Source organism: Serratia sp. DFXYC6, assembly GCF_057196085.1.
In genome coordinates, this window is the sequence record NZ_JBXUNV010000001.1 from 2,159,266 (window position 1) to 2,175,681 (window position 16,416).

Below are 16,416 nucleotides of genomic sequence, written 5' to 3' on the forward strand. Positions count from 1 at the left end.
GAAATGACATCCATGCATGTGCTGTCGCTGGAACAGGCTTATCAACTGGCGTTGCGTACGCTGCGCAGCAACGGTTTCAATCAGGCGCATGCCGAGGCGGTGGCGCAAAATGTCACCCAGGGCGAACGCGACGGCTGCGCTTCTCACGGGCTGTACCGGCTGTTGGGCTGCGTGCGATCGCTGCGGGCAGGCAAGGTTTCTGCCGATGCGATGCCCAGATTGCTCGACCAGGCGCCGGCCATCTTGCGCGCCGACGCCGGCGGTGCGTTTTCCCTGCTGGCCTACCGCACCGCTCTGCCGGCCTTTATCGAGAAAGTGCGCACCAACGGTGTCGCCGCGCTGGCGATCAACCGCTGCGTGCATTTCTCCGCGCTGTGGGCCGATATCGAACCGCTGACCGAGCAGGGGTTGGTGGCCTTGGCCTGCACGCCCAGCCACGCCTGGGTGACGCCGGCCGGCGGTTCGCGACCGCTCTTCGGCACCAACCCCATCGCCTTCGGCTGGCCGCGTCCGGATCGGCCGCCGTTTTTGTTCGACATGGCCACCAGCGCGGCAGCGCGCGGCGAAATCGAATTACACCGCCGCGCCGGCACCCCGCTGCCTGAAGGCTGGGGCATTGATAAGGCAGGCAACCCGTCCACCGATGCCGCCAGCGTGTTGGAGGGCGCGATGCTGACCTTCGGCGGGCATAAGGGCTCGGCGCTGGCGGCAATGGTTGAATTGCTGGCAGGGCCGCTGATCGGCGATATGACCAGCAAGGAATCGCTGGCCTATGACGATGGCACCGGTTCGTCGCCTTACGGTGGTGAGCTGGTCATCGCGTTGGATCCCGAGCGTTTTCTCGGTGCGGATAAGGCGAAATATTTCGTCGGAGCGGAGGCGATGTTTGCCGATATGCAGGCGCAAGGCGCCCGCATCCCCGGCGAACGCCGTTATCGGCAACGGCGCCAGAGCGAGCAATACGGCGTGGAAATCCCCAAGGCGTTGTACGACGAAATAGTGGCGCTGTGCGATTAACGCTGGATTTATGCCCCGCGCCGGCAACCCGGCGCGGGGAGAGGCTTATCCAGCCTGAGCCATGTCGCTGTGCAGGCGCTTGCGCCATACCGGTTTGGTGTCCCAGCGTGCAAAGTGTTTCGCCTCTTTACCCGGCTGCACCTGATGCCACATGTCTTCTTGCCACCGGATCGGTTCCTTTCCTCGCAACGTTGGGCGGGTCTGTTTAATCGTCCGTTGCAAGACGTCTGCTTCTTCCGCAGTAATGGGCGGCGCCTGTCTGGCGGCGTCCAGCGCACGGCTTCCCAGCGGAGCCATCACCTGATACAACACGTTGACCTGCTGCAGCGTCGCTTGCTGATTAGTGCTCATCCCCTTACCCGACCAACCGTCGAAGTTTTCACCGGGATCGTCCCCCTGCGCGCGATACTCATTACCTGGCCCCTCGACGATATTCCATCCTTGCCAGGTCACCAGAGTGTGTAATCCATCGCGATCCTGCAGGTTTTTATTCTGGATCTGTTTGAGCACCGCGGCGCGGTTTGGCACACCGATCAGATTCATAAACTCGTCCAGCGCGTTCCAATGCTGCCCCGCCACCAAACCATTCCAGACATTACGCAAACAGTTCCAGGGAATGGTGTGGTGCCAGGTTAGCGTGATAAGCGGTTTGGTTGACGCATGTTGCCAACGGCTCGGTTCACTGCCCCGATCGCCTCTGATAATCCCATCGACTTCTAATGGCATAGCTGCCCCTCTTCTGGCTGAAATGAAAAATATGCGCAAGGCCGGTGGCCCGGTTGGCATAAAAACGTCAGCTAAAATCGTAGCAGTTCAGACTGGGATGGCAATAAAACGCAAAGCACGCTCTGCAGCCGGTCGGTAACCGCAGAACGTGCCCGAAAACGGTGAGTTTAAGATGAATTATCTGACCACCATCACCGAAATATTGGCATGGCGAACGATAGCAGCGGCATTGGACCCCAGCAGATAGGTTTTCACGCTCGGGCGACGCGAACCGATGATGATCAGATCGGCGTCGATCTCTTCCGCCAGTTCCAACACCTGATCGCGTGCAGAACCGAAGCTGACGGTGTAATTGAGGCGATCCAACGGCAGATCGATTTCCGACATGATTTTCTTCAGTCTATCCACCGCCTTCACCTCCGCCTGATTCTCAAACTCCTTGAGGCCGAACGAATAGGCAGTAACAAAAGCCGAGGCATCCGGCAGCGCATGGAAGAAATGCACTTTAGCGCCGGACATCTTCGCCAAATATTCCACATGCTTCAGCGCATGCTCGGTCAACAGATCCTCTTCAATATCGATCGGCACTAAAATAGTCTTGTACATATCACGTCCTTTCTATGTAAACCGGGTGCCAACAGAATACTGCCGCGCACGGGCGCGGTGAATCGCTTTATCACGCTTTTGTGATCGAGGGGTAAATACTGACAAGGATAGTTTTTAATTTAACAAAATATAAACATTACACCGATAACGGATAGGCGATTAATTATTTATTACTCGAGATTAAATTAGCTGTAAATAAACCGCTTTGGCGGTAGCGGCGGTCTTATTGGCGACAGAAAGCTTTTTAATCGAGTTGCCGATGTGGAAATTGATCGTGCGCTCGCTCACCCCCATCAACAACGCGATCTCTTCCGCCGTTTTTCCTTCGCTGCTCCAGCGTAAAATGTCTTTTTCGCGCAGCGTCAGCACATCTTTTATCGCGTCATCATTCACCGATATCAAGGCCTCCCGCAGCGTTTTATGGGCGCTTTGCGCCAGCCAAAGGAAAAAAGTTTCATTTGCGGCACGCGCTTGCGGCGTTTGCTCAGGTAGCGCTTTACCGGCAAACGTCAGGATCCCCAACCTGCCATAGCAATCCTTGACCGACTGCGACCAACCGGCGCACAAGCCGAATTGCGCCATACGCCGCCAAAGCGTCGGCCGCTCATGATAAAAGCTTTCGTCCCACTGAAACTGCAGCGTGGAATGGTGAGCACGCTCAATAACCGGATCCTGCAAATATACCCGCTGCCGCCGATAATCCTCGAGATAGTTCGTTGAAATATTCCCTTCGATCAGCATCTTGGGGCTGCTGGCCGGATAACAGGAAAACACGATGTAGGAGAAATAATCAAACCCCAACGCCTCGGCGCAGGGCCCCAGCTGCGTCAGAAAGCATTCGCGATCGGCCAGGCTGCCAATCACCTCCGCCATGAGCCGTTGAGTGCGGGTATCCATAACGCAGGTTCTCCAGATAGCGATGCCGATTTATCGATAGGTCAGATTCACTATAGAATATCGCCGCCCGGCGCCAGTAGCCGTTTCATATAATAAAAAATACCAACGCTATAACGAAAACAGCTATTCCCCTTAAAATAAGCCTTTTTATTGCGCCGAACAGGAAAACTACGCGAATAGCATACTCTCCTCGACACGTAAACCTGTCATTTCTACCGTTAGACAGCCAGGACACCACCAATTACTTTCCAGACAGGCACCCAGTGCCGCCGTAAATCCAAAGAGATAATAAGCATTTGCGAATTTCGCATGGCATACAGTGACGGGGATTTTCTATGGCAGAAAGTAATGCGGCAATTCAATCGGCTGCGATTATCGGCGCGGGAACGATGGGCAGAGGCATCGCTTATCTTTTCGCGCAAAAAGGCATTCCCACGATGCTTTATAATCGCAACGGCAATACCCTCAATCAAGCTCGCGAATATATCGCGCAAGACCTGAATAAGAAAGTCGAACAGGGCAAGATCGCGCTGCGGGATAAAGACGCGGTGCTGGCCAATCTGATGTTCACTTCCGTGTTTGAGGCCATCGCCGACAGCGAGCTGGTGATAGAAACCATCGCCGAGCAAGAACAAACCAAACTTGAGGTGCTGGCGGCCATCGCCGCAGTGGTCAAGCCCGACACGCTGATCGCCACCAATACCTCCTCACTGTCGCTCAACAAGCTGGCAACGGCGGTAACGCACAGCGAACGCTTTATCGGTTTGCATTTTTTCAACCCCGCGCCGCTGATGAAGCTGATTGAAATCATTCCGGCCTACTTTACCGCGCACGCCACCACGGAACGCTGCCGCCAACTGGTGGCGGCGTTGGGGAAACGCGATGTCGTCTGCCAGGCCACGCCGGGGTTCATCGTCAATCGCATGGCCCGCCCCTACTACCTGGAAGGGTTCCGCCTGTTGGAAGAACATGTGGCGCGCGCGGCGCAGATCGACCGCGCCCTCAAGGCCGGCGGGCGCTTCCGCATGGGGCCGCTCGAGCTGACCGATTTTATCGGCCAAGACATCAACTATCAGGTCAGCCGGCAAATCTGGCAGGACATGCAATACGACCCGCGCTATACCCCTGGTCATCTGCAGCGTTCACTGGTCGATGCCGGTCTGTTGGGGAAAAAGAACGGCCGCTCCTATTTTGCCGCCGAAGAAACCGCCCCGCCGGTGACGGCCGCCAACAATGCAGACGTCGAGACGCTGCGCGTTTACGGCGAGCATCCTTTTTTTACCCTGTTGCAGCAGCGAGCCGCGCTTCAGTGGCCACAGCTGCGCGTGGAACAACGGCCGGCATTACCGGGGCTGGGAGCGGCCGTCCAGATCAATGACGCTTTCACCGTCAGCATCACCGATGGCCGCACGGCGAGCCAACTGGCCGAGCAGACGGCAGCGGATGCCTTTGTGGTCGATCTCGCCCTGAACTACGCCGACACCACGTATCTGGTGGCGGCGCACAGCCGCCACGCTTCTGCGGCCAATAAGGCGCTGTTTTTACGCCTGCTGCACACGGCAATCCCGCAGGTTGAATTTATCAAGGACTCTCCGGCGCTTATCGTCGCCCGCGTCCTCAGCAGCCTGATCAATGAGTCGGTGATCATGGTGGAAAGCGGCGTCTGCAGCCGGGAAGACATCGATGTCGCCGCCGTCGCGGGCGTTAACTACGCCGGCGGCATTTTCGACTGGCTCGGCAAACTGGGGGAGAAAAACGTCAGGACGACGCTGAGCAATCTGGCGCAGCTGCTGCACGCGGCGCGCTATGCGCCGCATTACACCCTTCTGCACGCCGCGCAACCGGCGCTGACGACCACGCCTTAAGGATCCATGATGAGCATTAAAGATGACGGCGTTTATCTGATCGACGGCACGCGCACGGCGATCGGCGCCTATGGCGGCAGCCTGGCGCATACCCGCCCCGACGACATGGCGGCGACGATCATTCGCGGCCTGCTGCAGCGCCATCCGGCGGCGGAAGCCGATCTGGACGAAGTGGTCCTGGGCTGCGCCAACCAGTCCGGCGAAGACAACCGCAACGTCGCCCGCATGGCGGCGCTGCTTTCCGGGTTGGATCCGTCGGTGCCTGCCATCACCCTCAACCGCCTTTGCGCCTCCGGGTTGGATGCGGTGATCTACGCCGCGGCGAAAATCCGCAGCGGCCTCAGCGAACTGATTCTGGCCGGCGGTGTGGAAAGCATGAGTCGCGCGCCCTATGTGCTGAGCAAAGGCGAAACGCCGTTCGACAAAGGCGTGAAGCTGTACGACACCACGCTGGGGTGGCGCTTTGTCAACCCGCGGCTGGCGGAGCGCTACGGCAGCGATCCGCTGGGCATCACGGCGGAAAACGTAGCCCAACGGCAACATATCTCACGCGAGGAACAGGACCTGTTCGCGCTGGCCTCGCAGCAGAAGGCCCGCCGGGCGATCGAAAGCGGCCGGCTGGCGCGGGAAATCACGCCCGTGGACGTGCCGGCCGATCGTAAAACGACCCGCACATTCGCGCAGGATGAATTTCCCCGGCTCAGCACGCTGCAACAGCTACAGGCGCTGAAACCGGCGTTCTCCGCCGGCGGTTCGGTCACGGCAGGCAACGCTTCCGGCATCAACGACGGCGCCGCCGCGCTGCTATTGGCTTCCGGTCGCTACGTGAAGCGCCAGGGGTGGCAACCGCTGGCGGAGATCGGCGACAGCGCGGCCGCCGGCGTGGAACCGGCGCTGATGGGGCTGGGGCCGATCGCCTCCACCGAGCGCTTGCTGCAGCGCGGCGGCTTCACCTTGAACGACTTCGACATCATCGAGATTAACGAAGCGTTCGCCTCACAGGTTCTGGCGGCGCTGAAACACTGGCGTATCGGCGCCAACGACGCGCGGGTCAACCCGAACGGCGGCGCCATCGCGCTCGGTCATCCGCTGGGGATGTCCGGCGCGCGCCTGGTGCTGTCGGCAGCGCTGGAATTACGCGACCAACAGGCGAACAACGCATTGGTGACGATGTGCGTCGGCGTCGGTCAGGGGCTGTCATTAAACCTTAAAGCCGTTTAACACAAGGAACATACGATGAGCGTACTGAACATTCTTGAAGAAAAGCTGGCGGAAACCAAAAAACAGGGGCGTTTTCGCGAGTTCCTCAACCTTGAACGCGGCGTGCAGGACAAACCCTGGGCCACCAGCCACGGCCATCACGGTGAGCGCCGTCTCAACGTCTGGTGCTCGAACGACTATCTGGCGATGAGCCACCACCCCAAAGTGCTGCTGGCCACCACCGATGCGGTTAATCGGGTCGGGCTGGGCACCTGCGGCGCCCGCAGCATTTCCGGCACCTCGGTCTACCACAGCGAGCTGGAAACGCTGCTGGCCAGCGCCTATGGCAAAGAGTCGGCGCTGCTGTTCACCACCGGTTTCGGCGCCAACGACGCCACCTTATCCACCCTGTGCGACGCCATTCCCGATCTGATCGTGTTCTCCGACGAGCTGAATCACGCCTCGATGATTTACGGTATCCGCTACAGCAAAGCGGAGAAAAAAATCTTCCGCCACAACGATGTGACACACCTCGCCGAGCTGCTGCAGGCCGCCGATCCGGCGCGGCCAAAGCTGATCGCTTTCGAGTCGCTGTATTCCATGGACGGTGACTTCGCCCCCCTGGCGCAGATCGTGGCGCTGGCGGAGCAGTACCAGGCGCTGACCTATCTCGACGAGATCCACTCCGCCGGCGTCTATGGCGAACGGGGGCTGGGCTACGCCGAACAACTGGGCCTGCTGGATAAAATCACCATTATTCAGGGCGGGTTCGGCAAATCTTACGGTGCGGCGGGCGGCTATATCGCCGCGCCCCGTTCGGTGGTGGAGGCGGTGCGCAGTTGGGCCCCGGCATTCGTCTTCAGCACCTCGTCGCCGGCGCCGGTGGTGGCCGCCGCGCTGGCCAGTTTTAAATACAACCTCGAGCATGACACCCAACGCAAACACCTGCTGGCGATCGTCGATCACCTGAAAACCGGCCTGCGCGCCGCCGGCATCCCGCTGGTGTCGGCAGACAGCCATATCCTGCCGCTGCTGGTCGGCGATCCGCACCGCAACAAACACATCAGTAAAGTGCTGCTCGATGAACACGATATTTACGTGCAACCGGTCAATGCACCGACGGTGCCCGCAGGCAGCGAGCGGCTGCGGGTGACGCCGACCTCGGCGCACTCCCATGCCGACGTGGAGACCTTCCTGGCGGCGCTGGGACGAGTCTGGGCGGCGAACGATCTGCGGAGGGCGGGATGAAGTTAGCGGATTATAACGGCCATCTGATCACGCTCTGTCTGATGGCGACCGGCACGTTCGCCATCGGCACCGACGCCTTTATCGTCGCCGGCGTGCTCAGCGACATTTCCGATACCTTTGCCGTCAGCCCCGCGCAAGCGGGGCAGTTGATATCGGTATTCGCGCTGGCTTATATGCTGTTCGCCCCTCTCACCGCCTGGCTGCTGGGCAACGTCAACCGCAAGCATATCCTGCAGTTGGCGCTGGTGCTGTTCATCGCCGGCAACCTGGCCTGCGCCTGGGCCACCAGCTACCTGCAGATCTCGTTCGGCAGAGTGCTGGCGGCATTGGGGGCGGCCTGTTACACGCCGCAGGCCGCCGCCGCCGCGGTAGGGCTGGTGGCGGAAAAACGCCGCGGCCTGGCCATTTCCATCGTCTATGGGGGTATGACGTTGGCTATTGCGCTCGGTATTCCGTTCGGCACCTTTCTCGCCAAACTGATCGGCTGGCGAGAAATCTTCCTGTTCATCGCCCTGCTGGGGGCAATTGCGCTGCTGGGCCTGTCGCTGGCGCTGCGGGCCATTGCGCCACCGGGCAAGCATTCGCTGAAAGAGCGGCTCGCCCCTCTGCGGCAAAAGGCGGTGCTGACCACGCTACTGATCACCTTTTTTGCCGTTTGCTCGGAACACATCGTCTATAGCTACGTCAGCGTGTTGCTGAAAAACACCCAGTTCGGCCCGCAGGCGATCCTGCCCCTCGCGCTGCTGGTATTCGGCATTGGCGCGGTGATCGGCAATTTTGCCTCCGGCGCGTTAACCGATGCCCTCGGCAGCAAGTTCGTGCTGCTGTTTTCCGTGGCGATCCAGACGCTGTCCCTGTTTCTGCTGGCCTTCTATGTCACTTCCCCCTGGTGGGTGCTGGCCATCTTTCTGGTCTGGGGTATCACCGGCTGGATGTATCTGGTGCCGATCCAGCATCACCTGTTGTCGCTATCGAAACGCTTTGGCGCGCTGACCGTATCGCTCAACAGCTCGGTGCTGTACGCCGGCATCGCGGCAGGCGGCATGCTGGGCGGCCTGGCGCTCTATGCGCTGCCGGCCTATTACCTGCCGCTGTTTTCGCTGCCGCTCGGCGCCATCGCCCTGCTGCTGACGCTGATCTTTTTCCGCGGGGAGGCCAGCGATGAGTGAATCACCGCCGGTGCTTTACGAACGTTATGGCGCGCAGGTTGCGGTCATCACCCTCAATCGGCCGGAAAAAAAGAACGCCATCAACCTGCAGATGGCCGAGCTGATCCGCACCTACCTGCGGCAGGCAGATAACGATGACTCGGTGCGAGCGATCGTCCTGGCCGGTCAACCGGCGGTATTTTCCGCCGGCATGGATATCAACGCCTTTCATCAGGGTGAACTGCCCATCGTCACGCCGGAGGGGTTTGGCGGGCTGATCCATGCACAGATCGCCAAGGTGATCATCGCCGCCGTTGACGGCATCGCGTACGGGGGCGGATTTGAGCTGGCCCTGGCGTGCGATCTGATCGTCGCCGGCCAGAACGCACGCTTCAGCTTCCCCGAAACCGGGCTCGGGTTAGTCGCCGCACAAGGCGGGTGCGCGCGATTGCCGGCGCGTATTTCCCCCTATGTCGCGCTCGACTGGCTGCTGACCGGCAGAACCGTCGGCGCACAGGAAGCGTTGTCACACGGCGCCATTTCCCGCATCAGCGCAAGTTCGGCCCGGGAAGAAGCGTTGCGCATCGCCGAACAGATCGCCGGAAAAGATCTTGCCGCCAGCCAGGCGGTTAAGGCCATCGTGCGTCAGGGGCTGGCGCGGCAAGAAGCCCCCTCATTCGATTTTCAACAAGGCCCGGTCGAGCGCCTGCGTCAGGCTGCCGCCCGTCGATAATGCCCCTGCCGGTTCGCCTGAACCGGCATTTCCCGTTTGTCCTCCACCGCTCATTTTACACAGCCTGCCTGTCGGCGCTGGGCTACACTGCCGGTAGCCCTAATGCGCTGATAAGGAAAAACAATGCGCCATTTGCCTCTACAAACCCCCAGACTGATCCTGCGCCCGTTCACCGCCGACGATCTGCCCCACTTTACCGCCTACCGCAGCCACCCAGACGTGGCGCGCTATCAAAGCTGGAGCGACTACAGCGCCGCCGAGGCACAGGCCTTTTTCGCACAGCAACGGCAGCTCGAATTCAACCGTGACGACAGCTGGTTTCAACTGGCGGTCGAGCGCCGCGAAGACGGCGCGTTGCTGGGCGATGTCGCGGTCCATTTTTTCGATGAAGGGCGTCAGGCTGAACTGGGCGTGACCTTCGATCCGGTTCATCAGCGGCAAGGACAAGCGCGCGAGGCGCTAAGCGCCGTCATCGCCCTGCTGTTCGGGCCGCTGGCGAAACACCGCATTACCGCCGTGGTGGACGCGCGTAATCTTCGCGCCGCCGCGTTGTTCAGTAAGCTGGGCTTTCGCCGTGAGGCCTGTTGGCGGCAAAACGTGTTTTTCAAAGGCGCGTGGGGCGACGAATTCGGTTTCGCCCTGCTGCAAAACGAATGGCGGGAGAATGCAAAGCATGACGCTATTGAATAAATACCTTGGGCAATACCAGTTCTCGGAGCGGCATGCGATCGCCATCACCGCACCGCAGGCGCGGATCCTGGAGGCCGTGGCCGCTTATGATCCCAGGCACGATCGTTTTTTCCGCAGCATGATAGCGCTGCGCGAATTGCCCGCGCGACTGATGCCACGCGATAAACCCAGCCCGCCGCCGTTTGGCCTGCAAAACTTTTGCCTGCTTGAGCAGGATGAAAGCGCGTTGGTCTATGGCCTGATCGGCCGGTTTTGGCAGGCGGAATACGGTTTGGTGACGGTCGCTGACGGGGCAGACTTTCAGGCCTTCGCTCAGCCCGGCGTCGCCAAACTGGCGCTGGGGTATGCCGCGAGCCCGCTGGAGGGCGGGCGCTGCCGTCTGGTAACGGAAACGCGCATCTTCTGCCCCGACAGCGCCAGCCGGCGGCGGTTTACCCCCTACTGGTATGCGATTCGCCTGGTGAGTGGATTGATAAGACGCCGCATGCTGCGCGCCATTAAAACCGCCAGCGAAAAGCAGACGGCGAATCATTCACCAGATTGATTAATTTAAGAGCATTCTTAGAGAATGAAAATCATTATCAGCCTATTTTTTAATCACAACAAGATAGTGTTGAGAAGCCATTAACCCCGCCCCCTGCGGGGATTTTTTCGCCTATTTATCGCCTGTTTCAGGGAACGCCTGCATAAACAGGAAGGCGCAAGGCTTGCGCTGATACTGATTTATCTGCGGCACCAGCCGGGTGAAATGCTCGGTCTGACAATGCACATCCAGGGCGGCGCGATCCGGCCAGCTTTCGATAAAAATAAAATGCCCGGGATCCTGCTGGTCGATGCACAATTCATAGCTGATGCACAGCGGCTCTTGACGGGTTTTCTCCACCAGCTCGCGATACCACGGCATAACGGTGTCAATGTGTTCCGGGTGGATAAAATCTTCAGCGATGACCTTCAGCATGTTGCGCTCCTGCATTCTGTTTTGCCGTGCCTCACCTTATCGTCCTCCCTCGCGAGACGAAAGCGCCACTCTCCAGTGTCTGTCACCGGGTTGCCAATTCGGTGATAGCGCACACAGATCTCGATCAAAGCGCTTGAACGCGTCCTGGCCCTGTGTGAACTTTCAATTAACAAAAAAGCAACACACCATTCACCATGGTGATGTCTGCATCAATCTGCCGACCCGATACGCGGCATTTTTTTTACCCCCCAAAGGCCTGACCATTAGACCTTTAGTGTTTGCGAAAAAAGTCCGCTGTTACCGTCGTGTTGAGGGCAACGGCGCCAGGACGGTCCTTATGACCGACGCTTGTCATTCTCAGAAGAGAGGTTACCGCCAGTGAATCACGCCACCTATGCCGCTCCTGCGCTCAACGCCGCCATTCGCAAAACCTGGCGCAGACTGGTGCCCTTGATGTTCGCCATGTACTTCATCGCCTTTATCGACAGGGTTAACGTCGGCTTTGCCAAGGACGCAATGGCCATCGATATCGCGCTGTCGCAATCCGCCTTTGCCCTGGGCGCCGGGATATTTTTTGCCGCCTATGCGCTGTTCGGCATCCCGGCCAACCTGCTGATGAACCGCTGGGGCGCCAAACGCTGGCTCAGCGCCACCACCGCGCTGTGGGGGGCGCTGTCGGCCTGCACCGGGCTGGTGGCCAATGAACAGCAATTTATCGTCCTGCGGTTTCTGCTGGGGATCGCCGAAGCCGGCTTTTACCCCGGCATCCTGCTGCTGGCGTCGATCTATTTTCCCAATAAGGTGCGCGCCTCGGTGATTGGCATTTTCGTGCTCGGCGTGCCGGCGGCGCTGACGCTCGGTTCACCGCTATCGGGGGCATTGCTGGAGATGCACGGCGTGTTGGGTAAACCCGGCTGGTTCTGGATGTTTGTGCTGGAAGGATTGCCGGCCGTCGTCCTCGGCGTTTTCGCCTTTTTCTATCTCGACGATAATCCACGGCAGGCGCGCTTTCTGACCGAGGAAGAACGCACGGCGCTGGTGGCACAATTGGCCGATGAACAGCAGCAGACCGAAACCAGCAGCGTCAAAGCGGCGATGAGCAGCGGCAAAGTTTGGCATCTGGCGTTGATCTACGGCACCCTGCAGATCGGCGTCTACGGCCTGATGTTTTTCCTGCCGTCGCAGGTCGCCTCGCTGATGGGCACCCATCTTGGCTTCAAGGCCTCGCTGGTGGCCGCCATTCCCTGGGCGTTCTCCGCGCTGGGCGTCTATTTCCTGCCGCGCTATGCCGACAGAAAAACCGCCAGACGATTACCGATCGCCGTCGGCTGCATGGTCGCGGCAGCGCTGGGTTTGGTGGTGTCTTCCTATGCCGGCCCTTTGCTCGCCATCGTCGCCCTGAGCTGTTGCGCAGTGAGTTTTCTGGCGGTACAGCCGATTTTCTGGACGTTTCCCGCCCAGGTGCTGACCGGCCCGGCGCTGGCGGCCGGCATCGGTTTTTGCACCACGCTTGGCGCCGCATTCAGCTTTTTAGCCCCGCTGATCCGCACCGAGGCGGAACAGCGTTTTCACAGCCCGCATGCCGGGCCGTTGGTGCTGGCCGCCTTTTCACTGCTGTGCGCCACGCTGTTGTGGGCGCTCAGAAACCAGCGCACCGACGTGAGCAAGCAAGACGCGGAGATCGCCGGATAGCGGCGCGTTATTTAACCCTTATTGAACCTGCGGATGGGACACTGGCACTCAGCCCTCTCGCCCGCAGGTGTTAAATGGATGAATTGACGCACATTATCGCCAAATACAGTCCGGAACCGGAGATGTTGCTGCTGCTGATTTTCCTGTTCGCGCTGGGAAAATCCGTGATCGTGGTGTCTTCCGCCCTGCCGCCCGCCTCGGTGACGCTGCTGATGGGCATCGTGGCGGGCAAGCACGCGCTGCCCTTCGGCGCAGTTTGGGCGGCCATCGCCCTCGGCGCCGCGTTGGGCTCGATCCTGTCTTTCCACTTCGGCGCGCTGCTATGCCGTCGCGATCTTGGCCGCCGGCTGCCGGCACGCTTCCACGCCCCGCTGCGCAAAGCGCAACGTTCCTTGCAAAAGCGCGGGCTGCCGCTGCTGTTCGCCTCGCGTTTTCTGGCGGTGATGCGTTACACCGTGCCGCTGATGGCCGGCATGTTGCAACTGCCGGCGCGGCGCGTCTATGCCACCGCCGCGCTCTCGGCCGCCGTCTGGGCGCTGCTTTTGATGTCGACGGCGCATTTATTCCCCGTTTCCTGACCTGAAAGATTCTTGGGCAAATGGCCCGCCCCTACGCCGACGTTGCGCCAGCGCACAGCCTCCCTTGCCGTATAAAGTACGGTGCAACATTGCAGTTTGCGCCAGATCACCTTTCTGAACATCAGTCGAAAAATGCGAATTTTTTTGCAGAATGCGCGCTTAAAACGGCGCAATGCGGGAAGAAACGAAGAAAAGTCTAAGCGTAACACGCTGATTTGGTTGGTGGGTCGTACAGGGTTCGAACCTGTGACCAATTGATTAAGAGTCAACTGCTCTACCGACTGAGCTAACGACCCAACGCGGTAAATTGTCCTCCTCGTCGGCGGCGCTGTCAAACGCTTACACCCATTACTTTTTCTCATGCGAATTTTACAACCCTTTGTTTAATCAACGAGATAAGCCGCATAAGGTCTGTTAATCCCACCGTTTGAAGAGTAATCTTCCGCTCCCTGAACGTCCGATTTGCCTCCTCTCGTGTAAAGATTGATCGACTTTTATCCCGCGTATAAATGTTGTAAACATGTTGCACAAAGGTGGCGTTATTGCACTACCTTACTAAAGCCGGATCAACCGGATAAATGTATAAAAAAGAGCCACTTCAGAGCTCGCGACTTCACTAATGACAGGTAAAACAGGACATCATCAGATGGTAGATCACTCTAAAATAGCGACTGACGCGACGCCCGCTTCAGAAGATCATCTACGGCGAAACCTCACTAACCGACATATTCAACTGATCGCCATCGGCGGCGCCATCGGCACCGGCCTGTTTATGGGTTCCGGTAAAACCATCAGCCTGGCCGGCCCCTCGATCATCTTCGTGTACATGATCATCGGCTTTATGCTGTTCTTCGTGATGCGCGCCATGGGCGAGCTGCTGCTGTCCAACCTGGAGTACAAATCGTTCAGCGATTTCGCCGCGGATCTGCTCGGCCCGTGGGCCGGTTTCTTCACCGGCTGGACCTACTGGTTCTGCTGGGTGGTCACCGGCATTGCCGACGTCGTGGCGATCACCGCCTACGCCCAGTTCTGGTTCCCCGAGCTGTCACAGTGGATCGCTTCACTGCTGTGCGTGCTGTTGCTGCTCGGCCTTAATCTGGCGACGGTGAAAATGTTCGGCGAAATGGAGTTTTGGTTTGCGATGATTAAAATCGTCGCCATCGTCGGGCTGATCGTCGCCGGGCTGGTGATGATCGCCATGCAGTTCCAGTCGCCGACCGGCACCGTAGCCTCATTCACCCATCTGTGGAATGACGGCGGCATGTTCCCGAAAGGCATCAGCGGCTTCTTCGCCGGCTTCCAGATCGCGGTATTCGCCTTCGTCGGCATTGAGCTGGTGGGCACCACCGCCGCGGAAACCAAGGATCCGGAGAAGTCGCTGCCGCGCGCCATCAACTCGATTCCGATCCGCATCATCATGTTCTACGTGTTCGCCCTGATCGTCATCATGTCGGTAACGCCGTGGAACTCCGTGGTGCCTGACAAGAGCCCGTTCGTTGAGCTGTTCGTGCTGATCGGCCTGCCGGCCGCGGCCAGCGTAATCAACTTCGTGGTACTGACCTCCGCCGCCTCTTCCGCCAACAGCGGCGTGTTCTCCACCAGCCGCATGCTGTTCGGGCTGGCGCAGGAAGGCGACGCGCCGAAATCGTTCGCTAACCTGTCCAAGCGCGCGGTGCCGGCCAACGGCCTCACCTTCTCCTGTATCTGCCTGCTGGGCGGCGTGGTGCTGATTTACCTGATCCCGAACGTGATGACGGTCTTCACTCTGGTGACCACCGTATCGGCGATTCTGTTCATGTTCGTCTGGACCATCATTTTGTGCTCATACCTGGTCTACCGTAAACGACGCCCGGCGCTGCACCAGAAATCGATCTACAAAATGCCTGCCGGCAAACTGATGTGCTGGGTGTGCATGGCGTTCTTCGTGTTCGTGCTGGTGCTGCTGTCGCTGCGCGAAGACACCCGTCAGGCGCTGATCGTCACTCCGCTGTGGTTCATCGTGCTCGGCCTGTCTTACGTGTTCCTGCGCAAGAAGAAAATCGCGTGATGCAAAAAGGGGCGGATCTCTCCGCCCCCTTTCTTTTTACGCCTCTGAGCTAATCCGCCTCCGTCGCCACCGCCGCTTTATCCTTGCGTCGCACGCGCAGCTCGCTGACCACCACCCCAATCACGATCAACGCGCCCCCCAATAGCGCCACGCCCGGTAAACGCTCACCGGCAAGCCGCCCGACGATGCCCGCCCAGACCGGTTCACCGGCGTAGATCACCGTAGCGCGCGTGGGTGAAACGCTGCGCTGCGCCCAGTTCATGGTCAGCTGAATCAACGCGCTGGCCAGCCCCAGCCCTATGGCGCTGTACAGCAGGTAATCCGAATACGGCGGCGGCGACTCGCCGGTCGGCGCCATCATCAAAAACGAGGCCAGCGAGGCGGTCGCCAGCTGCACGATGGTCACCCGGCGGATATTCACCTTGCCGGCGAAAGCGCCGATGAGGATGATCTCTGCCGCCATGCCCAGCGTGCCGGCCAGCGTCAGAATTTCGCCGAGGCTCAGCGTCATGTCGGTGCTGCTCGGCGCCGCCAGCAGCATCAGGCCGGTAAAGGCCAGCAGAATACCGATCCACGACATGATGCCGGGGAACCGCCCCAGCACCAGCCATTGCAACAGCGGCACGATCGGCACATACATGGCGGTGATGAACGCCGACTGGCTGCTGGTGATGGTCTGCAGGCCGACGGTTTGCATGCTATAGCCGAACATGATCGCCAGCCCGATCAGCACGCCCGCCTTCAGTTCATACAGGGTCAGGCCGCGCAGCACGCGCAGCGAAAACAGCGTCAACGCCAGCGTGGCGGTGGCGAAACGCAGGCCGACAAAAAAGAACGGCCCGCTGACTTGCATCGCATGGTGCACCGCCAAAAAGGTGCCACCCCAGATCATGGTGATGAAAATCAACACCGCTTCCGGCAGCCTGATCTTCGGAACCACGGCGGAAATAAAGGATTTTTTTGCTGCTGACACCGGCTTGCCCTTCCTGCTGAGTGCAATATAATGCACAG

Annotated in this window: 16 protein-coding genes and 1 tRNA gene; 11 read left to right on the top strand and 6 right to left on the bottom strand. The window is 59.5% G+C overall.

Features of this window, described 5'->3' with window-relative positions; translation table 11 throughout:
• Nucleotides 1-3 precede the first annotated feature (3 nt).
• Nucleotides 4-1,017 carry an Ldh family oxidoreductase gene (locus AC2CGQ_RS10675; protein ID WP_031300116.1) on the top strand — a complete coding sequence of 338 codons (1,014 nt, stop codon included), beginning with the start codon at nucleotides 4-6 and terminating at the stop codon, nucleotides 1,015-1,017.
• Between the two features lie 45 nt (nucleotides 1,018-1,062).
• On the opposite strand, the gene AC2CGQ_RS10680 is transcribed toward AC2CGQ_RS10675, so the two are convergent.
• The 3 genes from AC2CGQ_RS10680 to AC2CGQ_RS10690 all read right to left on the bottom strand — a co-directional run bounded on the left by AC2CGQ_RS10680 (nucleotide 1,063) and on the right by AC2CGQ_RS10690 (nucleotide 3,246).
• Nucleotides 1,063-1,743, bottom strand: a complete 681-nt coding sequence (locus AC2CGQ_RS10680) for a hypothetical protein (protein WP_004927990.1) — start codon at nucleotides 1,741-1,743, stop codon at nucleotides 1,063-1,065.
• A gap of 177 nt (nucleotides 1,744-1,920) precedes the next feature.
• Nucleotides 1,921-2,349, bottom strand: coding sequence for a universal stress protein (locus AC2CGQ_RS10685; RefSeq protein ID WP_004927993.1), 429 nt, complete (start codon nucleotides 2,347-2,349; stop codon nucleotides 1,921-1,923).
• 180 nt (nucleotides 2,350-2,529) lie between these two features.
• Nucleotides 2,530-3,246, bottom strand: a complete 717-nt coding sequence (locus tag AC2CGQ_RS10690; protein WP_484593661.1) for a LuxR family transcriptional regulator — start codon at nucleotides 3,244-3,246, stop codon at nucleotides 2,530-2,532.
• 335 nt (nucleotides 3,247-3,581) lie between these two features.
• On the opposite strand from AC2CGQ_RS10690, the gene AC2CGQ_RS10695 reads away from it, so the two are divergent.
• From AC2CGQ_RS10695 to AC2CGQ_RS10725, 7 genes are all read left to right on the top strand, one after another.
• On the top strand, nucleotides 3,582-5,111 hold the full coding sequence (locus AC2CGQ_RS10695) for a 3-hydroxyacyl-CoA dehydrogenase NAD-binding domain-containing protein (RefSeq protein WP_033633399.1): 1,530 nt from the start codon (nucleotides 3,582-3,584) through the stop codon (nucleotides 5,109-5,111).
• 9 nt (nucleotides 5,112-5,120) lie between these two features.
• On the top strand, nucleotides 5,121-6,332 hold the full coding sequence (locus AC2CGQ_RS10700) for an acetyl-CoA C-acyltransferase (protein WP_033633400.1): 1,212 nt from the start codon (nucleotides 5,121-5,123) through the stop codon (nucleotides 6,330-6,332).
• Between the two features lie 15 nt (nucleotides 6,333-6,347).
• Nucleotides 6,348-7,559, top strand: a complete 1,212-nt coding sequence (gene hemA / locus AC2CGQ_RS10705) for a 5-aminolevulinate synthase (protein WP_088381459.1) — start codon at nucleotides 6,348-6,350, stop codon at nucleotides 7,557-7,559.
• A complete protein-coding gene (locus AC2CGQ_RS10710) occupies nucleotides 7,556-8,728 on the top strand; it encodes an MFS transporter (protein WP_015377389.1) in 1,173 nt (390 codons plus the stop codon). The genes hemA and AC2CGQ_RS10710 overlap by 4 nt, the downstream gene beginning before the upstream one ends.
• Nucleotides 8,721-9,440 carry an enoyl-CoA hydratase-related protein gene (locus tag AC2CGQ_RS10715; protein WP_004928009.1) on the top strand — a complete coding sequence of 240 codons (720 nt, stop codon included), beginning with the start codon at nucleotides 8,721-8,723 and terminating at the stop codon, nucleotides 9,438-9,440. The genes AC2CGQ_RS10710 and AC2CGQ_RS10715 overlap by 8 nt, the downstream gene beginning before the upstream one ends.
• A gap of 123 nt (nucleotides 9,441-9,563) precedes the next feature.
• Nucleotides 9,564-10,130, top strand: coding sequence for a GNAT family N-acetyltransferase (locus AC2CGQ_RS10720; protein ID WP_015377388.1), 567 nt, complete (start codon nucleotides 9,564-9,566; stop codon nucleotides 10,128-10,130).
• Nucleotides 10,114-10,674 carry a hypothetical protein gene (locus AC2CGQ_RS10725; protein ID WP_484593662.1) on the top strand — a complete coding sequence of 187 codons (561 nt, stop codon included), beginning with the start codon at nucleotides 10,114-10,116 and terminating at the stop codon, nucleotides 10,672-10,674. Before AC2CGQ_RS10720 ends, AC2CGQ_RS10725 begins: the two co-directional genes overlap by 17 nt.
• Nucleotides 10,675-10,785: 111 nt before the next feature.
• Here the strand turns inward: AC2CGQ_RS10725 and AC2CGQ_RS10730 are convergent, their stop codons facing one another.
• Entirely contained in the window at nucleotides 10,786-11,088 is a 303-nt protein-coding gene (locus AC2CGQ_RS10730) for a putative quinol monooxygenase (protein ID WP_044032099.1), read from the bottom strand.
• A 453-nt stretch (nucleotides 11,089-11,541) separates the two neighbouring features.
• On the opposite strand from AC2CGQ_RS10730, the gene AC2CGQ_RS10735 reads away from it, so the two are divergent.
• Nucleotides 11,542-12,780, top strand: a complete 1,239-nt coding sequence (locus AC2CGQ_RS10735; RefSeq protein ID WP_484593720.1) for an MFS transporter — start codon at nucleotides 11,542-11,544, stop codon at nucleotides 12,778-12,780.
• 74 nt (nucleotides 12,781-12,854) lie between these two features.
• On the top strand, nucleotides 12,855-13,358 hold the full coding sequence (locus AC2CGQ_RS10740) for a DedA family protein (RefSeq protein WP_015377384.1): 504 nt from the start codon (nucleotides 12,855-12,857) through the stop codon (nucleotides 13,356-13,358).
• Between the two features lie 220 nt (nucleotides 13,359-13,578).
• Here the strand turns inward: AC2CGQ_RS10740 and AC2CGQ_RS10745 are convergent.
• Nucleotides 13,579-13,654: transfer RNA gene (locus AC2CGQ_RS10745), tRNA-Lys, on the bottom strand.
• A gap of 350 nt (nucleotides 13,655-14,004) precedes the next feature.
• On the opposite strand from AC2CGQ_RS10745, the gene cycA reads away from it, so the two are divergent.
• On the top strand, nucleotides 14,005-15,405 hold the full coding sequence (cycA, locus tag AC2CGQ_RS10750) for a D-serine/D-alanine/glycine transporter (protein WP_021504871.1): 1,401 nt from the start codon (nucleotides 14,005-14,007) through the stop codon (nucleotides 15,403-15,405).
• Nucleotides 15,406-15,454: 49 nt separating this feature from the next.
• Here cycA and AC2CGQ_RS10755 read toward each other — a convergent pair whose 3' ends face one another.
• Nucleotides 15,455-16,378 carry a DMT family transporter gene (locus AC2CGQ_RS10755; protein WP_484593663.1) on the bottom strand — a complete coding sequence of 308 codons (924 nt, stop codon included), beginning with the start codon at nucleotides 16,376-16,378 and terminating at the stop codon, nucleotides 15,455-15,457.
• Nucleotides 16,379-16,416 lie beyond the last annotated feature (38 nt).